Annotated in this window: 14 protein-coding genes and 1 pseudogene; 6 read left to right on the top strand and 9 right to left on the bottom strand. The window is 73.1% G+C overall.

What is annotated here, in order from left to right:
* Window positions 1-81 precede the first annotated feature (81 nt).
* Complete coding sequence (locus ACLBXO_RS05425; RefSeq protein WP_447684701.1) at window positions 82-1,122, top strand: ABC transporter substrate-binding protein; 1,041 nt, start codon at window positions 82-84, stop codon at window positions 1,120-1,122.
* 13 nt (window positions 1,123-1,135) lie between these two features.
* Here ACLBXO_RS05425 and ACLBXO_RS05420 read toward each other — a convergent pair whose 3' ends face one another.
* Both ACLBXO_RS05420 and ACLBXO_RS05415 read right to left on the bottom strand, forming a co-directional pair.
* Window positions 1,136-2,707, bottom strand: coding sequence for an MDR family MFS transporter (locus ACLBXO_RS05420; RefSeq protein WP_331318777.1), 1,572 nt, complete (start codon window positions 2,705-2,707; stop codon window positions 1,136-1,138).
* The gene (locus tag ACLBXO_RS05415) at window positions 2,704-3,918 is read right to left on the bottom strand and encodes an HlyD family secretion protein (protein ID WP_447684700.1); all 1,215 of its coding nucleotides are present in this window, start codon (window positions 3,916-3,918) and stop codon (window positions 2,704-2,706) included. The genes ACLBXO_RS05420 and ACLBXO_RS05415 overlap by 4 nt, the downstream gene beginning before the upstream one ends.
* A 57-nt stretch (window positions 3,919-3,975) precedes the next feature.
* Between ACLBXO_RS05415 and ACLBXO_RS05410 the strand changes: the two genes are divergently transcribed.
* Together ACLBXO_RS05410 and ACLBXO_RS05405 are read left to right on the top strand one after the other, a co-directional pair.
* Window positions 3,976-4,680 (top strand): TetR/AcrR family transcriptional regulator, encoded by a 705-nt coding sequence (locus tag ACLBXO_RS05410; RefSeq protein WP_331318774.1) that lies wholly within the window; start codon window positions 3,976-3,978, stop codon window positions 4,678-4,680.
* Between the two features lie 226 nt (window positions 4,681-4,906).
* A complete protein-coding gene (locus ACLBXO_RS05405; protein WP_331318772.1) occupies window positions 4,907-5,617 on the top strand; it encodes a DUF1013 domain-containing protein in 711 nt (236 codons plus the stop codon).
* Between the two features lie 141 nt (window positions 5,618-5,758).
* Here the strand turns inward: ACLBXO_RS05405 and ACLBXO_RS05400 are convergent, their stop codons facing one another.
* The 3 genes and pseudogenes from ACLBXO_RS05400 to ACLBXO_RS05390 all read right to left on the bottom strand — a co-directional run.
* Window positions 5,759-7,108, bottom strand: coding sequence for an MFS transporter (locus ACLBXO_RS05400; protein ID WP_447684699.1), 1,350 nt, complete (start codon window positions 7,106-7,108; stop codon window positions 5,759-5,761).
* A gap of 166 nt (window positions 7,109-7,274) precedes the next feature.
* On the bottom strand, window positions 7,275-8,300 hold the full coding sequence (locus ACLBXO_RS05395) for a histone deacetylase family protein (RefSeq protein WP_447684698.1): 1,026 nt from the start codon (window positions 8,298-8,300) through the stop codon (window positions 7,275-7,277).
* Between the two features lie 376 nt (window positions 8,301-8,676).
* A pseudogene (locus tag ACLBXO_RS05390) lies at window positions 8,677-9,777 on the bottom strand (HD domain-containing phosphohydrolase); the annotation flags it as partial.
* 442 nt (window positions 9,778-10,219) lie between these two features.
* Here ACLBXO_RS05390 and ACLBXO_RS05385 point away from each other — a divergent pair.
* The gene (locus ACLBXO_RS05385; RefSeq protein WP_447684697.1) at window positions 10,220-11,104 is read left to right on the top strand and encodes a LysR substrate-binding domain-containing protein; all 885 of its coding nucleotides are present in this window, start codon (window positions 10,220-10,222) and stop codon (window positions 11,102-11,104) included.
* Window positions 11,105-11,280: 176 nt separating this feature from the next.
* On the opposite strand, the gene ACLBXO_RS05380 is transcribed toward ACLBXO_RS05385, so the two are convergent.
* A complete protein-coding gene (locus ACLBXO_RS05380; RefSeq protein WP_447684696.1) occupies window positions 11,281-11,568 on the bottom strand; it encodes a hypothetical protein in 288 nt (95 codons plus the stop codon).
* A 122-nt stretch (window positions 11,569-11,690) separates the two neighbouring features.
* Complete coding sequence (locus ACLBXO_RS05375; RefSeq protein ID WP_447684695.1) at window positions 11,691-12,113, bottom strand: DUF1236 domain-containing protein; 423 nt, start codon at window positions 12,111-12,113, stop codon at window positions 11,691-11,693.
* 204 nt (window positions 12,114-12,317) lie between these two features.
* Here ACLBXO_RS05375 and ACLBXO_RS05370 point away from each other — a divergent pair, with 204 nt between their 5' ends.
* A complete protein-coding gene (locus tag ACLBXO_RS05370) occupies window positions 12,318-14,006 on the top strand; it encodes a thiamine pyrophosphate-binding protein (RefSeq protein WP_331318759.1) in 1,689 nt (562 codons plus the stop codon).
* 20 nt (window positions 14,007-14,026) lie between these two features.
* Here ACLBXO_RS05370 and ACLBXO_RS05365 read toward each other — a convergent pair whose 3' ends face one another.
* Window positions 14,027-15,355: an Nramp family divalent metal transporter gene (locus ACLBXO_RS05365; protein WP_331318757.1), complete on the bottom strand. Its 1,329-nt coding sequence runs from the start codon at window positions 15,353-15,355 to the stop codon at window positions 14,027-14,029.
* A 171-nt stretch (window positions 15,356-15,526) separates the two neighbouring features.
* On the opposite strand from ACLBXO_RS05365, the gene mntR reads away from it, so the two are divergent.
* Window positions 15,527-15,988: a manganese-binding transcriptional regulator MntR gene (gene mntR, locus ACLBXO_RS05360; RefSeq protein WP_012318602.1), complete on the top strand. Its 462-nt coding sequence runs from the start codon at window positions 15,527-15,529 to the stop codon at window positions 15,986-15,988.
* A 137-nt stretch (window positions 15,989-16,125) separates the two neighbouring features.
* On the opposite strand, the gene ACLBXO_RS05355 is transcribed toward mntR, so the two are convergent.
* Window positions 16,126-17,322 carry a zinc-binding metallopeptidase family protein gene (locus tag ACLBXO_RS05355; RefSeq protein ID WP_447684694.1) on the bottom strand — a complete coding sequence of 399 codons (1,197 nt, stop codon included), beginning with the start codon at window positions 17,320-17,322 and terminating at the stop codon, window positions 16,126-16,128.
* Window positions 17,323-17,515 lie beyond the last annotated feature (193 nt).

Here is a 17,515-nt window from a genome sequence, read left to right as displayed (position 1 = left end):
GCCGGCCCGAGCCTGTCCACTCCCCGTCCAACGAAAGCCCGGCGCCGCTCAGGATCGTGCCGGGCCACGGGGAGAAGCGTCATGGTGCGTACGTCGCGGACGGGCTCGCTGCTGCCGGGCCGCCGCCGGCTCCTGCGGGCGGGATCGGTCCTCCTGCTGGCCGGGCTGGCGCTGGCCACCCCCGCCCGGGCCGACGATGCCAGGGTCCGGATCAGCCGGCAGCCGGGCTTCGTCTACCTGCCGGCCGTGCTCGCCGAGCAGCACAAGCTGATCGAGAAGCACGCCAAGGCCGCCGGCCTCGGGGACGTCGCGGTGGAGTGGGTCAACCTGACGAGCGGCGCCGCCGGCAACGACGCGCTGCTCTCGGGCAACATCGACATCGTCGACAGCGGCTCGACCAACATGCTGCTGCTCAACGACCGCACCAAGGGCGACGTGAAGGGCCTGTGCGGGGTCGGCACCACGCCGATGATGCTGCTCACGCGCAATCCGGACGTGAAGGAGCTCAAGGACTTCTCGTCCAAGGACAAGATCGCCCTGCCCTCCGTGAAGGTCTCGTCCCAGGCGGTGCTGCTGCAGATCGCCGCCAAGAAGGCGTTCGGGCCCGAGAACGCCACCAAGCTCGACCCGCTCACCGTCCAGCTCGGCCATCCCGACGCCGTGGCGGCGCTGGCGAGCCCGCACAACGAGGTCAACAGCCACTTCTCGCTGCCGCCGTTCCAGCAGCGCGAGCTGCAGGATCCGGCGATCCACGCGGTGCTGAACTCCTACGAGCTGGTCGGCGAGCCGGTGAGCAACGCGATCTTCTACGCCCGGACCGGCTGGTACAACCGCAACCCGAAGCTCGCCGCCGCGATCGTGGCCGCCATCGACGAGGCCAATGGCGAGATCGCCAAGGATCCGCTCAAGGCCGCCAAGGACTACGTGGCGGCCACCAACGAGAAGACGCCCCCCGAGACCCTGGTCGCGATCATGAAGGAGCCGGGGACGAACTTCTCCACCACGCCCTACGGCATCATGCTCCAGGCCCGGCACTTCTACGCGATGAAGACCATCAAGGCCGAGCCCAAGGACTGGAAGGACACGTTCTTCCCGATCGTTCACAACCTGCCCGGCCGGTAAGGCCGCCGGGCGGTCAATGCGCCTCGATGGGCCCGGCGGCACGCTGCGGCTTCCTGAGGATCGCCACCACGGCGAGGCTCGCCACGAGGCTGACCCCCACCAGCCAGAACCCGTCCGCATAGGCCATGACGGTGGCCTCCCGGCGGACCTGGGCGGCGAGCTGGCCCAGCGCGACGCCCTTGGCGGCCAGCGGGTCGGCGATGCGGGCGTGCATCCCGGCGGCGAGCGCCGCGAGCCGGTCCTGGGTGCGGGTGGCGTTGACGGTGATCGCCTCGGCCAGCATCGAGAAATGGAAGTGCTCCCGCCGGTCGATCATGGTCGACAGCATGGCGATGCCGATCGAGCCGCCGAGGTTGCGCATCATGTTCGACAGCGCCGAGGCGTCGGCGGTGTCGCGGGGCGCGAGACCGGCCGTAGAGAGCTGCGAGAGCGGGATCGTGAACAGCGGCTGGCCGATCGCCCGCATGAGCTGCGGCAGGATCAGCTGGTCGGCGCCGACGTCGTGGGTGAGCCCGACATTGATCCAGCAGCTCGCGATGAAGAACAGCGTCCCGGTGACCACGAGCAGGCGGGCGTCGACGGCGCGCATGAGCAGGGGCATCATCGGGAACAGGACCAGCTGCGGCAGGCCCGACCACATCACCACCGTGCCGATCTGCTCGGCGTTGTAGCCCTGGATCTGTGCGCAGTAGACCGGGATGATGTAGATCGATCCGAACGACACTGCGCCCAGCACGGTCATCAGCACGCAGGCGCCGCCGACCGAGCGGTTGGCCAGAACCCGCAGGTTGATGAACGGCCGCGCCGCCGTCAGCTCGCGCACGATGAAGCCGGTGATGCCGGCCGCCGCGAGCCAGCTCGCCTCGACGATGACGGGCGAGCCGAACCAGTCCTTGCGCTGTCCCTCCTCCAGCACGAAGGTCAGGGCCGGCAGGCCGGTCGCCATCAGGCCGATGCCGATCCAGTCCCCCTTGAGCAGCTCGCCCCAGCGGGCGGGGGTCTTCTCGAACGCGCCGAGCTGGATCGCCGCCGCGAGGGGACCGAAGATCAGGTTCAGGTAGAAGATGTAGTGCCAGGACAGGTTGTCGGTGAGCCAGCCGCCGACCGTGGGTCCGATCGCCGGGGCGAAGGTCGCGGTCAGGCCGAACAGGGCGATGCCGACCGCCTGCTGGCTCTTCGGCAGCCGCGTGCGCACGATCACGATCGCGGTGGGGATCAGCACGCCGCCGGTGAAGCCCTGGCCGGCCCGGAACAGGATCATCTGGCTCAAGGACGTCGACAGCGCGCAGGCCAGCGAGAAGCCGGTGAACAGGATGGTGTTCACCGCGAGGTAGCGGCGCAGGCCGATCACCGAGGACAGCCAGCCGGTGAGCGGGATCACGATGATCTCGGCCATCAGGTAGGCGGTGGAGATCCAGCTCCCCTCCTCCGTCGAGGCGCCGAGCGCCCCCTGGATGTCGGCGAGCGACGCGTTGGTGATCTGGATGTCGAGGATCGCCGTGAAGGCGCCGAGGATCGCGCCGAACACGGCGAGCCAGTCCCGCGCGCTGGCCTTCGCCTCTGGCACGGCCGGCACCGGGCTCATCGGGGCAGGGCCTCGCTGACGAGGGCCGGGGCAGGCCTCGGCCGGGCGGGACGCACCGGCTCCACCGGATCCCGGGTGTGGACGGTCGCCTCCACCGACAGGCCGGGGCGCAGGCGGGCCACGAGCGGATCGGACGCGTCCAGGGCGACGCGCACGGGCACGCGCTGCACCACCTTGGTGAAGTTGCCGGTGGCGTTCTCCGGCGGCAGCAGCGCGAATTGCGAGCCGGTGCCCGGCGAGAAGCTCTCGATCCGGCCGTCGAACGCGTGGTCGCCGAAGGCGTCGACCGTGAAGGTGACGCGCTGGCCCTCGACCATGCGGCCGGTCTGGGTCTCCTTGAAATTCGCCACGAGGTAGATGTCGCGGCCCATCGGCACGAGGGTCAGGAGCCCGGTGCCGGGGGCGACCACTTGGCCGACCCGCAGCGCCCGGTCGCCGGCCACGCCGTCGATCGGTGCCAGGATGGTGGTGTAGCTGAGGTCGAGCCTCACCCCCTCGACCTTGGCCTGCGCGCCCTCCAGGCTCGCCCGGGTGCTGGCCTCGAGCGCCTTCAGGCTGTCGATCTGCTTCTGCGCGGCGTCGAGCGCGGCGGCGGCCTTGTCGCGGGCGGCGTGGCGCTGGCGGAGGTCGGACTCCGCCTGCTGCTGGCGCTGCACCGTGCCGGACCCGGTCTGCAGCAGGTTCTGGTAGCGGGTGTATTCCTGCTGCGCGAAGGTCAGCGCGGCCTCGGCGTTGGCGAGATCGGCCCGCGACGAGGCGACCTGCGCCCGCTGCTGGACGATCGCCGCGGCGACGCCCAGGATCTGCGCCTTGTCCTTGTCGACCTCGGCCTCGGCCTGCTTGAGCTGGACCCGGTAGGACCGGTCGTCCAGGCGGGCGATCACGTCGCCGGCCTTCACCGGCTGGTTGTCGCCGACCCGCACCTCCGCGACGATCCCGGCGATGCGCGGCGCCACCGTGACCTTGTCGGACTGGAGATAGGCGTCGTCGGTGACCTCCAGGAAGCGCCCGACGGTCCACCAGTGCCAGCCGTAGGTCCCGGCCCCGCCGAGCGCGAGCAGGCCGAGGAGGGGCAGCACGACCCGCGCGCGGCGGCGGCGCGGCGCCGGAGCGGAGACCGGGGTGGCGGCAGCCGCGGTGGCCGGCGCGGAGACCGGAGCACCCGCGACCGGTTCGGCGCTCTTGAAGCTGTCGCTGCGACGTGCGTCCATCGGGTCTGGCCAGAATCAAAACGGTACGGTATCGTTTTGATAAGACGAACGGCGCCGATGGGCAAGGAGGATCGCGGGGTGACGGTCACGGAGATCGAGGAGATCGAGCGGGCGGAGGCGGGCCCGCGGCGCGGCGGGCGGCCGACCCGGGCGGAGGCGGCCCGGCGCGAGGCGCACCTGATCGCCGTCGCCACGACCCTGTTCCTGGAGCGCGGCTTCGACGCCACCTCCATCGACGCGGTGGCCGAGGCCGCCGGGATGAGCAAGCCGACGGTCTACGCCCGCTACCGCGACAAGCGGGCCCTGTTCGAGGCGGTCCTGCGCGAGCGGATCGCCGCCTGGCTGGCGCCGCTCTCGGCCGCGGCCGAGGCCCAGGCCGCGCAGGGCGGGAGCGACGAGGTCGAGAGCGCCCTGGAGGATCTCAGCCGCACCCTGCTGGCCCACGGGCAGTCGCCGGGCGCGGCGATGCTCAAGCGCACCCTCGTGGCCCAGGCGCTGCAGTTCCCCGAACTCGCCCGCCTCGCCCACGAGGAGGGCTGGCTGCGCGGCGTGCGCGCCGTGGCGCAGCTCCTCGACGCCTTCGCGCGGCGCGGCCGGATCGCGGTGGCCGATCCCGAGATCGCGGCCGACCTGTTCCTCAGCCTCGTCCTCGGCCGGTCGTCCCAGGCGACCCTCTACGGCATCGCCACCGACCCGGAGGCGCAGGAGCGGCGGCGGCGGGCGGCGGTGCGGCTGTTCCTCGACGGGGTGCGCCCGCGCTGAGGGACGCCCGGTCCCCGACAGGGCCCGGCGCGGCGCCGGAAAATCGGCCGCCGAATCGGCACGCCGGGCTCCGAACGGGCCCAACCCGCGATTGCGCCCCTCCCGGCCGCGGCCTATATACGGACATCCCCCATTCAACAGCGTGAGACGGGACATCCGGATCGTTTATCCGGAGCCCGCGGCCCGATGCCCGGCCCCCGTCCCGCCAGGCCGGAGCACGAGAAGCATGTCCCAGGGTCCGCTGATGCCGAAGGCGACCGCCGTCTGGCTGGTCGAGAACACCTCGCTCGCCTTCGAGCAGATCGCCGATTTCTGCAAGCTCCACCCGCTGGAGGTGAAGGGCATCGCCGACGGCGAGGTCGCGGCCGGGATCAAGGGGCTCGACCCGGTCTCCACCGGCCAGCTCACCCGCGACGAGATCGAGAAGGCCCAGAAGGCGCCGCACTACAAGCTGAAGCCCGCCGTCTCGAAGGTGAAGCTGCCGGAGGTGAAGCGCACCACCAAGGGCCCGCGCTACACCCCCCTCTCCCGCCGCCAGGACCGGCCGAACGCCATCCTGTGGCTGCTGCGCAACCACCCCGAGCTGAAGGATTCGCAGATCATCCGGCTGGTGGGCACCACCAAGTCGACGATCCAGCAGATCCGCGAGCGCACCCACTGGAACTCCGGCTCGCTCCAGCCGATGGACCCGGTCACGCTCGGCCTGACCACCCAGATCAACCTCGATTTCGAGGTCCAGCGCGCGGCGGCCGACCGCCCGGCCGCGGTGGCGGCCGAGTCCGGCGCCTCGCTGCTGCCGACCGAGGTCTCCACGGCCCGCGACGCCGACGAGCGGGAGCACGAGGACGATCACGGCGGCCGCGAGGAGCGGCTCGACGCCGATTCGGTCTTCGCCAAGCTCAAGGGCCGGCACCAGGACGAGGACGACGAGGACTAGGACTAGGACCGACCCGTCCCCGGCCGAGGGCCGGGCCACCGGGACGGCCCGTGCAGGACGCGGCCCCCGCTCCGTCGGAGCGGGGGCCGTTTCGCGTCCGGCCGGGCCCGGGAGCGCCCGCCGGCGGGACGGACAGCCGGCCTATTCCGGCAGCGGCCGGCCCCGGGTCTCCGGCATGAACCACGGCACGACGAGGCCGATCACGTAGACGCTGGACAGGGTCAGCGCCGCCGCGGCGACGCCCCCGAAGGCGGTCACGATCTGGCCGGCGAGGATCGGGAAGATCCAGGCGATCAGCCGCGCGCCGTTGAAGACCGCGCTCGACGCCGTCGCCCGGACCGCCGGGGTGAACAGCTCCGCGAGGTAGATCGCCATCCACGAGAAGGCGAAGCCCAGGGTGAAGAACCCGTTCAGGAAGGCGAGCGCCATGAACGGCACGAGCCCGCCGGTCCAGAGGTAGCAGGCGAGCGACGTGGCGATGCAGCCGGCATAGGTCACGAGCAGGAAGGCGCGGCGCCCGATCGCGTCGGCCACGAAGCCCGAGATCACGTAGGCGGCGATCGCCCCGACATTGTAGACGATGCCCATGCGCGGGCCCCAGACATTGGCCGGCGCGCCCGCGGCCTTGGCGAGCCCCTCGGTGTAGGCCGGCAGCCAGGACGAGACCGCCCACCAGCCCACCGTGGTGGCGAAGGACATGGCGGTGGCGAGCAGCACCCGCCGCCGGCTCTCGGGCTCGCGGAAGATCTCGGTGAGCGAGAACGGCCGCGGCCCGCTCTTCCGGCTGGCAGCGGCATCCTCCGCGGTGGCCGCCCAGCGCTGCGCCTTGAGCGCCCGCATCCACTGCTCGGATTCCTCCAGCGCCCGGCGCAGGTACAGGCACACGAAGGCCGGCAGCGCGCCCAGCGCGAACAGGATCCGCCAGGATTCCGCGCCCAGGGGCTCGGTGGCCGCGAGCACGGCCCACACGATGGCGGCGAGCACGGCGCCGCCGCCGAAGCCCGATTGCAGGAAGCCGCAGCCCTTCGGGCGCGCCCGGTTCGGCCAGGTCTCGGCCACGAGGGCGATGCCGGTGGACCATTCCGAGCCGATGGCGAGCCCGGTGATGAAGCGCAGCAGCGCGAGCTGCGTGAAGCTCTCCGCGAAGGCGGTGAGCCCCGTGAACAGCGCGTAGCCCAGGATCGACAGCATCATCATGCGCTTGCGGCCGATATAGTCGGCCGCGATCCCGCCGATCAGGCCGCCGATCCCCCAGCCGAGCAGCGTGATGCCGATGGCGAGACCCACGTAGAAGGCCGGCGCCTGGGCCTGCTCGGGGGTGAGGATCGAGGCCAGGGCCGGGCGCAGGGCGTAGACCAGGGCCACCGCCTCGTAGCCGTCGAAGATCCAGCCGAGATAGCTGCCCCACAGGATCCGCCAGTGGCGCCGGGTGAGACCCGCGTGCCACGGTGCGCCGGCCGCCTCGCGCATGCCCACGTCGCCCGCGTCCATCGCCCGCTCCTCCCGCCCGGGACGCGTCTGCGGCGCCCGGCCCGCCCTGATAGGTCGGTTGTGGCATCGGGTCGACCATATCCGGGCAGCCGATCCGGCGCCCCGGCGATCACGATCGCATCACGCCTTCACATCGCGCCTTCACATCGCGCCCGCGGCGCGCGGCTCAGCGCGCGGCGTCGAAGGCGGCGAGGAAGGCCGCGAGGTTGTCCGGCAGGGCCGCGCAGAGGTAGCCGCCCTCTTGGACCAGCGCCGTGGGCAGCCCGGCCCGGGCGATCCGCTCCGCCGCGCCGGCGAAGCCCGCCCGGGTGACCGCGAGGGCGCCGATCGGATCGTCGGCCGCGGCGTCGAGGCCCAGCGCCACCACGAGGGCCCGGGGCCGGTGCGCGGCGATCGCCGCGAGGCCCGCCGCCATGGCCTCGAGCCAGGGCGCGTCCCCCGAGCCCGGCGGCAGCGGCAGGTTGCGGTTGAACCCCGCCCCCGCCCCGGCGCCGGTCTCGTCGGCGTAGCCGGCGAAGAACGGGAAGTAGTCGGACGGGTCGGCGTGGACCGAGACGGTCAGGACATCCGGTCGGGCGTAGAAGATCCCCTGCGTGCCGTTGCCGTGATGGACGTCGATGTCGAGGATCGCCACCGGGCCGCCGGTCGCGGCGCGCATCCGCTCGGCCGCGATGGCGCTGTTGTTGAGGAAGCAGAAGCCGCCGGCGGAATCCGCGTAGGCGTGGTGGCCGGGCGGGCGGCACAGGGCGTAGGCGTGCCCCGCCGCCAGCGCCGCGTCTGCGGCCGCGACCGCGCACTGCGCCGACCCGTAGACCGCCGCCCAGGTGCCGGCGCGGATCGGCGTCGAGGTGTCGGCGGTGTAGAGGCCCAGGCGCCCGAGGAGGCCGGGGGGCTTCCGGTGCATCTGCGGCCGGGCGAAGGACCCGGTCAGGATCTCGTCGCCGATGCCGGGGATCTCGTCCCGGCGCGCCCAGGCCTCGGCGAGGAACGCCACGTAGTCCGGGTCGTGCACCGCCCGGATCGGGCCGAGGCCGTGATCGGCCGGCTCGGCGAGGTCGTGGCCGCCCCGGACGGCCGCGTCCCGCAGGATCGCGTAGCGGGCCGCCTGCTCGGGATGCGGGATCGGCGCGCCGCGCCGCATGTAGCGTTCGGGATCGTGCCGGCTCGAATCGGGCGTGTGGACGATGCGCATGCCGGCAGGTTAGGGCCCGCCGGGACGCGCGTCATCCGCCCGGGACGGACTCGCGGGACGCACCCGCACGGGGCGCACTCAGATGAGGTAGACGGTGCCGTCCGCGCGGAACACCTTCGGACAGTTGGCCCCGTCCACGAGGCGCTGGGCATCCTCCAGGGAGATCCCGTGCGCCAGGGCGATCTCCGGCAGCGTCTTCCAGGTCGGGGTCATGGTCCGGCTCCGTCCGTGATCCGTGCGGGTCGGGGAACAACGGCGCAAACGCCTCCGGGTTCGCCGGCTGGTCCGGGGAGGCTGCCGGAAACGCGGCCGGGGACGCTCGCAGGAGCGTGTCGAGGGTGTCGGCGCCCCGCCCCGCGGGGACCGGCGCGGCCGGGGCGGCCTCGCGCAGCAGGGTCGGGACCCGGGCCCAGGGTTCCGTGACCGGCCCGGCGCTCGGCCGCACCGCCGCCCGGTTCCGCCCGCCGGCGACGCGGATGTCCGCGAAGCGCGCGCAGAACGCCGCCACGCAGTCCGGGTCGAAATGGCGGCCGCTCTCGGCGCGGATGCCGTCCAGGGCCGCGTCGAAGGGCATCGCGTCCTTGTAGGGCCGCGCCGTCGTCAGGGCGTCGAACACGTCCGCCACCGCGACGATCCGGGCCGACAGGGGGATGGCGGCGCCCGCCAGCCCGTGCGGGTAGCCGCCGCCGTCCCACCTCTCGTGGTGGAACTCGGCGATCTCCGCGGCGAGCCGGATCAGCTCGGAGGCGCTCCCGCCCAGGATGCGCCGGCCGATCGCCGGATGCGTCTTGACGAGGTCGAACTCGTCGCGATCGAGCCGGCCGGGCTTCAGCAGCACGCCGTCCGGGATGCCGACCTTGCCGACGTCGTGCAGCGGCGCCGCGAGGTAGAGGTTGCGGCAGGTCTCCGGCGCCAGCCCGAGCCCCTCGGCCACGATCTGGCTGTAGCGGGCCACCCGCCACGTGTGATCGCCGGTGTCGTTGTCGCGGTACTCGACCGCCAGGGCGAGGCGGAAGATGATCTCCTCCTCGCGCTCGCGCATGTGGCGCAGGGCGGCCTCCACCTCGCCGTCGAGCCAGGCCGCCTGCTCGGCCAGCCGCCGCACCGCCCGAGCGAGCCGGATCATGTTGCGCAGGCGGACCGTGAGCTCGACGCCCTGCATGGACTTGTCGAGGAAATCGGTCGCCCCGGCCTCCAGGGCGGCGAGCCGCACCGCGTCCGAGATGTCGCTGGTGACCATCACGATCGGCACCTGCGCGTAGTGCGGGATGGTCCGCATCTGCCGGATGAAGGCGATCCCGTCGATGTCGGGCATGTGACAGTCGACCAGGACGAGGTCGAAGGCCCGCATCCGCGCCTCGACCATGGCGGCGACCGGGTCGCCGTGATCGGTCACGGACACGTCGGGCTTGGCCTCCAGCAGGAGGCGCAGCCGCATCCGCATGGTGGCGCTGTCGTCGACGAGGAGCGCGTCCATCAGCGGCTCCCGGGCCGGCGCAGGCGATCCCGGGACGGTCGCCGGACCGGGTATGTCGACACAGGAACCATCGCCGCGACGCCTCGCAAGACTGTCGAGCAGCATTGGGGGATGCGGCATTAACGGGCGGTAAATCGTCGTCCAACGCTATATTGAGTAGATTTGCTTTATTCAGTGAAGTGTTGCGCGTGAATTCGTGTCCTCGTTTGTTGGAGACAGGTCGAGCCGCGGCGATCGACGCGCGGAGAGGCGGCCTCGTCCGGTCCCGGGCGCCTGAAGGATCGGCGCGTCTGTCACCGCGCGCGCCGCGGCCGCCCCGGCCCGGCCCGGGGACGAAGGGTTGACGCGGCCGCGCAGCCCCCCGACGGAGACCCAGACCAGGACGGGTCCCGGGCAGCCCGGAGCGCGCCGGCCGGCCGGCGCGACGGGAGGCGCCTTCGCGATGATGCGGTTCGATCTCGTCGATCTCGGCCTGTTCCGGCACGTGGTCGCGGCCGGCTCGATCACCCACGGGGCGGCGCGGGCGAACCTCGCCCTGGCGGCGGCCTCGACGCGGATCCGGCTGATGGAGGAGTCCCTGGGCGCCGCCCTGCTGACCCGGGGCCGGCAGGGCGTCAGCCCGACCCCGGCCGGGCGCGCGCTCCTCGTCCATGCCCGGGAGGTCCTGGCCGGGGTGGAGCGCCTGCGCGAGGAGATGGCGGCCTTCTCGGGGAGCGCCTTCGGGCAGATCCGGGTGCTGGCCAACACCAACGCGCTGACCGAATTCCTGCCGGCGGCGCTCTCGGCCTTCCTGGCCGATCACCCCGGGATCGGCGTCGAGATCGACGAGCGCACCTCCGAGGAGATCGTCGGGCTGGTGGCCGAGGGGGCGGCCGATCTCGGCATCCTGTCCGGCACGGTGGATACCGGCTCGCTGCGGACCTTCCCGTTCCGGGAGGACCGGTTCGTGCTGGTGGCGGCCCGGGATCATCCCCTGGCGGCGCGCGGGACGATCCCGTTCGCCGAGGTTCTCGGCCACGACCTCGTCGGCCTGGACCGGCGCAGCGCCATCAGCCGCTTCCTCGTCGCCCAGGCGGTGCGCGAGGGGCGGCCGATGCGCCTGCGGGTCCAGCTCCGGGACTTCGACGCCGTCTGCCGGCTCGTCGAGGCGCGGGTCGGGCTGGCGATCCTGCCGGAGAGCGCCGCCGCCCGCGCCGCGCAGGGCCTCGCCCTGGCGGTGGTGCCCCTCGCCGACGCCTGGGCGCGGCGCGACCTGACCCTGTGCCTGCGCGACCTCGACGGGTTGCCGCCGTTCATCCGGGCCTTCGTGGCGGAGCTGCGCGCCTGAGCGGAGCCCGTCCCGGGCCCGCGCGATCCTCGGGGCCACGGTCCACCCCGCCGCGGACGGGCCGCGGACGGGCCAGGGACGGGCCAGGGACGGGCCAGGGACGGGCCACGGCGTCCCCGGCGCTCAGCCGCGCGCCGGGGCGGCCCGACCGCCGGGCCCGCCCGCGCGCGGCGACGTCAGCGCCACCGCTCGTCCGTGCAGGCCAGCAGGTAGACGACGTGCATACAGCGCGCCTGGGCGGCCTGCGAGGGCGCGTCGCCCATGCAGGCGCGCATCCCGACGGAGAGCAGGTCGCGATCGACGTCCTGATCCCGCGCGCAGGTGAAGATCGGCTGGAAGCCCTCGAACCGGCTCACCTGCCAGAAGATGACCATGACCGCGAGCAGGCAGAACGTGCAGACCAGGATCCGGCTGTCGTAGAACCAGTGCCGCCGACCGGCCTCCGCGGCGTCGCGGGCGCTCATCGCGTCACCGGGCGCGTCACCGGGGCCGCCGGCAGGGTCGCGGTCCGGACCCCCTTCGCTCTCCGCATCGGCTCGCCCCCTCCGTCGCGCCGGAGTCCCGGCCGCGCCGCCCGCCCGGGCCGTCAGTCGATCACCTCCACGACCCGGCGGGACCCCGGATCGACGAGAACCGGGTGGTCGTTGACGATCGTGTAGCTGTAATCCGGCAAGGCGAACTCCCGCGGGACATCGTAGTACACGATCCCGTCCTCCGGGAGCACCGTCCCGACCCGCACGGGGCCGGCGAGCGCGACGGAGGGGCGGCGCTCGCCGAGGGCGTAGATGCGGAACCGCTCCCGCCGGTCGACGCCGAGGATGCCGTTGGCCGTGCCCACGGCCGCACCGATCGCGCCGCCGACGATCGCCCCGAGGGGCCCCGCCATTTCCTCGCCGCGCGAGGCGCCCTCCTGGGCCCCGCGCTCGAGCCCCTGCGCCCGCGCGCCCGCGGCGAGGCCCAGGGGGGCCGCAAGTGTGGCGAGGAGCGCCAGAGAGGCCGCGATCCGCATGCTGTGTCGTCCTGGTCGGTGGCGTGGATCGTCGGGCCTGCGCCCGGGGGCGCGGGCGCGTCCCGGCCGGAGGCTACGCCGAAAAGGCTGCCGATCGGTTGCCGCCCGACGCGGGGCGGTGCCGCCCGACGCGGGGCGGTGCCGGCATTGCCCCGGTCCGCCCATGGGGTAGCCTCCGGCTGATTCCGTCGGAGAGGACAGGGCATGCCGATCGAGACCGTGGAGACCGCCGGCCGGCGCCGGGGCGCCGACCTGCTGGTGGAGGTGCTGCGCTCGGAGGGCGTGCGCTACATCTTCGGCAATCCCGGCACCACCGAGCTGCCGCTCATCGACGCGCTCACCGAGGCGCCCGACATCGCCTACATCCTCGCCCTGCAGGAGGCGACCGCCGTCGCCATGGCGGACGGCTACGCGCAGGGCGCCCGCCGGCCCGCCTTCCTCAACCTGCACACGGCGGGCGGCCTCGGCCACGCCATGGGCGGGCTGGTGAATTCCCAGGTCTCCGGCACGCCGCTGGTGGTCACCGCCGGGCAGCAGGACCTGCGCCACGCGCTGACCGACCCGCTGCTGATGGGCGACCTCGTCGCCATCGCCGACCCGGTGATGAAGTGGGCCCGCGAGGTGACGAGCCCGGACCAGATCCCGATCCTGCTGCGCCGGGCCTTCCACGACGCGGGCGCCGCCCCCTCCGGGCCGGTCTTCCTGTCGCTGCCCATGGACGTGATGGAGGCGATGAGCGCGGTCCCCGCGGGCGAGACCTCGACCATCGACCAGCGGGCGGTGGCGGGCTCCCTCGACCGGCTGGCGGAGAAGCTCGCCGCCATCGCGCCGGGCCGCCTCGCCCTGATCGCGGGCGACGAGATCGACGCCTCGGACGCCTCGGCGCAGATGGTGGCGCTCGCCGACCTGCTGGCGGCGCCGGTCTACGGCTCGTCCTGGCCGGCCCACATCCCGTTCCCGACCGCGCACCCGCTCTGGGCCGGGAACCTGCCGACCCGGGCGGACGCCATCGCCGACATCCTCGGGCGCTACGACGCGGTGTTCGCGCTGGGCGGCAAGTCGCTGATCACCGTCCTCTACTCGGAGGTCTCGGCGGTGCCGCCGGGGGTGCAGGTGTTCCAGCTCTCGGCGGACGTGCGCGACCTCGGGCGGACCTACGCCACCTGCCTGTCGACGGTCGGCGACATCCGCGCCTCGCTGGACGCCCTGCTGCCGCTGCTCGGTCCCCGCCTCGCCGACCGGGCCGACGCCTTCGGGCAACTGCGTGCCCGGGCGGTGACCGCCCGGGCCGAGCGCCGGGCGAAGCTCGCGGCCGCCGCCGACGCGGCCTTCGAGGATCCGGTGATCGCGCCGCTGGTCGCCGCCCGGGAGGTCGCCCGCGCGGTCGGCGCCGAGACCACCATCGTGGACGAGGCGCCCGCGACGCTCACTCACCTGCGCACCTTCCTCGACAGCCCCTCGGCCCATCAATACGCGGCGATGCGCGGCGGCGTGCTCGGCTGGGGCATGCCGGCCGCGGTCGGCTTCTCCCTGGGTCTCGACCGGGCGCCGGTGGTCTGCGTCGTGGGCGACGGGGCCGCGCTCTACTCGCCCCAGGCCCTCTGGACGGCCGCGCACGAGAAGCTGCCGGTCACCTTCGTGGTGATCAACAACGCCGAGTACAACATCCTCAAGACCTTCATGAAGGGCCAGGCGCACTACGCCTCGGTGCGCGCCAACCGCTTCATCGCCATGGACCTCACCGACCCGCGGATCGACTTCCCGGCGCTCGCCGCCTCCATGGGCGTGCCCGCCCGGCGGGTGACCCGCGCCGCCGACATCGCCCCGGCGATCGAGGCCGGGATCCGCTCGGGGGGCGCCAACCTCGTGGAGGTGGTGGTGCGGGCGACCTGAGCGGGGCCGTCGGCCGGGGGTCACTCCAGCCCCGGCACCGGCACCCCGAAGGCCGCCGCCAGCAGCACCATGTTGAGCCCGAGCACCACGGCCGCCCCCGCCACGGCGGCGGCCTGGGTGAGCGGCCCGTTGGCGAACGGCCCCATCACGCTGCGGCGCCGGGTGAACACCACCAGCGCCACCATCGGGACCGGCAGGGCCAGCGACAGCACCACCTGCGACAGGACCAGGGCCCGGGTCGGGTCGACCCCGATCGCCACCACCGCGAAGGCCGGCAGCATGGTCACGAGCCGGCGGGCGAGGAGCGGGATGCGCCAGCCGGTGAAGCCCTGCATCACCAGCTGCCCGGCGAGCGTGCCGACCACCGAGGAGGAGATCCCGGAGGCGAGCAGCGACACCAGGAAGGCCGCTCCCGCCGCCGGGCCGAGCAGCGGCGTCAGGGTCCGGTAGGCCTCCCCGATCTCGGCGACCTCGCTGTGGCCGAGATGGAAGGCCGCCGCCGCCATGATCACCATCGCCATGTTGACGAGGCCCGCGAGCATCAGGGCCACCACCACCTCGCGGTTCGAGTAGCGCACCAGCAGGCGCCGGTCGGCCTCGCTGCGCGGGTTGCCCCGCCCCTGGGTCAGGCCCGAATGCAGGAACAGCGCGTGCGGCATCACGGTGGCGCCGATGATCCCGACCGCGATGGTGAGCGCCTGCGCGTCCGGGATCCGCGGGGTGACGAGGCCCCTGGCGGCCTCGCCCCAGGCCACCGGTGCGACCAGGAGTTCGACCGCGTAGCAGAGGCCGATCGTGCCGACCATCGCGCCGATGGCGATCTCCAGCGGCCGGAAGCCCTCGTGCTCCAGGAGCAGGATCGCGTAGGTGACCACCGCGGTGATGCCCATGCCGGCCATCAGCGGCATGCCGGTGAGCAGCGACAGGCCGATGGCGCCGCCGAGGAACTCCGCGAGGTCGGTCGCCATGGCGGCGACCTCGCTGATGCCCCACAGGGCGAGGCGCACCGGCCGCGTCGTCGCGTCCCGGCAATGCTCGGCGAGGTTCTTGCCCGTCACGATCCCGAGCTTGGCCGAGAGCGCCTGGAACAGCATCGCCGTCAGGTTCGCGAGCAGCACCACCCAGAGCAGGCCGTAGCCGTAGCGGGCGCCGGCCTGGATGTTGGTCGCGAAATTGCCGGGGTCCATGTAGGCGATCGACGCCGTCACGGCGGGGCCGGCGAACAGCAGGAACCGGGCCCGGCCGCCGGGACGGCCGTCGAGGACGTCGCGGATGGCGCCCTCGGTCCGCCGGCTCATCGCCCCGGGCGCGGCGCGCCCGGGGGCCGTCGCGGCGTTCGGCGCCACCATACTCACCCTCTCCTCAAAGATATAGCGGATGCTATATTCAGGGTTCGTCTCCGGGTTTCAAGGGGCTGGCAGCGGCCGCCGGTATCGATCCCGCGGGACTCCCCTCCCCGGGGCGGTGTTTGCTAGACAGGGGGCGGGGCGGCCCGCGCGGGCCGTGGTGGGGGAGAGCCGATGCAGGAACCGTCCGAGCCGGGCTCGCCCGAGACCGTGCTGGTCGATCCCGAGCGCCACGTGGAGAGCTTCCGCCAGGCGCGCGAGGCCCGGCGCTCGGAACTCGTGGAGGACTACGTCGAGCTGATCGACGACCTGATCGGCGACGGCGGCGAGGCGCGGCAGGTGGACATCGCGGCCCGGCTCGGCGTGGCGCAGCCGACCGTCGCCAAGATGCTGAAGCGCCTGTGCGAGGACGGGTTCGTCCAGCAGCGGCCCTATCGCGGCGTGTTCCTGACCGAGGCCGGCCGCCGGCTCGCCGCCCAGGCCCGGGAGCGCCACCGCATCGTCGAGCGCTTCCTGTGCGCGCTGGGGGTGAGCCCCGAGACCGCCCGGCGGGACGCGGAGGGGATCGAGCACCACGTCAGCGCCGAGACGCTCGCGGCGTTCCGCGCCTTCGCGGAGCGGCACGGGGGGGCGTAAAGGCGGCCCGCCCGCCTCTGGTCGTCATCGAGCGCAGCGAAGCGACCCAGGGCAGCGCGACGTCTGCGAGCGTGGCGCCGACTGGATGGCTTCGCTGCGCTCGCAAAGACGGCGCGTCTGCCGCAGCCACCCCGCCCTCACACCGTCGGCGCCGCCACCTTCTGGCGCAGGCCCATGATCACCGCCCGGAGCATCTCGGCCCCGGCCTCGCCGGCATCCGGCAGGGTACCGGTGCGCGAGGCGTAGATCCGCTCGTGGACGAAGGCGAGCTTGGCGATCACGGTGGGCGTCAGCTTGAACGGGTAGAGCGCCGGCTGGCCCATGCTGTGGGACAGCGAGTTGATCGCGTAGGTCAGCGGCAGCCACGCGGCGATCAGCCGGTCGAGGTCGAGGGTGTTGTAGGGGTCGAAATCGATCACGGTCGGCGCCGCCGGCCCGGACTGCCCCCGCTGGCGCAGGCGCGGGCGCACGTGCAGCTCGAAGGTCGAGGCGGTCTCCACCGTGTCGACGATGTGCAGGTAGTGCGCGAAGGTCTCGGCGAAATCCTCCCAGGGATGGGCGGTGGCGTAGGCCGAGACGTAGGATTCGTCCCAGTCGGCCGGCGCGCCCTTCGCGTAATGGTCCTGCAGGGCCTGGACGTAGTTCTGGCGCTCGTCGCCGAACAGCGCCCGGAAGGGCTCCCAAGAGGGGCTGTTCAGCACCAGCAGGTACCAGAAGTAATGCCCGATCTCGTGCCGGAAATGGCCGAGCAGCGTGCGGTAATGCTCGCCGAACAGGATCCGGCGGCGCTCCCGCTCGACGTCGTCGGCCTCCGCGATGTTCATGGTGATCAGGCCGTTGATGTGGCCCGTGAGCACCGGCGGCCCGCCGGAGAAGCTCTCCGACGGGTCGACCAGGAAGTCGAAGGCCAGCCCGTCCGTGTACTGGGCGCGGGTGGCGAGCGGCAGTTCCAGGCGCAGCAGCGAGTAGAACAGCCGGTGCTTGGCCGCCTCGATCGGGCGCCAGCGGGCGAGGTTCCAGGGCTGCGACAGGTCCGGCACCACGCGGTTGTGGCGGCAGGCGGTGCAGTAGATGTCGGGGCTGTCCTCCGGCACCAGCCAGTTGCAGGCCTGCGCGAGGGCGTTGTTGCACAGCCGGTAGCGCCGGCCGGGATCCGCGTAGGCGTGGAAGACCTGCGCTCCGCCCATCAGCGGGTGGGCCGAGAGCCCCTGCGGCTCCAGCGCCGAGACCTCGTGGACCGCGCAGGCGTAGCCCAGCGGCCGCGCGCAGCTCTCGCAGGCGGTCGCCTCGAAGGTGACCGGCTGGTCGCAGGCCTGGCACTGGAAGATCTTCATCGCGCGGTCCCGGGCCGGCGGCCGACCCACTGCCGGTCAAGCGGGGCCGGGCGGCAAAGTTCCTGCCAGGCGACCGGGGGACGGCGCCGCACGGAAATTGCTTGCCGGCGGGGCAGTATCGCATAACCGTGCGGTGGGCGCCGGCGCCAGGGACCGGCAGCGCGACCGCGTTCGATCCTTCCGACGGAGTCAT

The organism is Methylobacterium sp. C33D (assembly GCF_053345825.1).
This window is presented reverse-complemented; position numbering and strand designations above follow the sequence as displayed.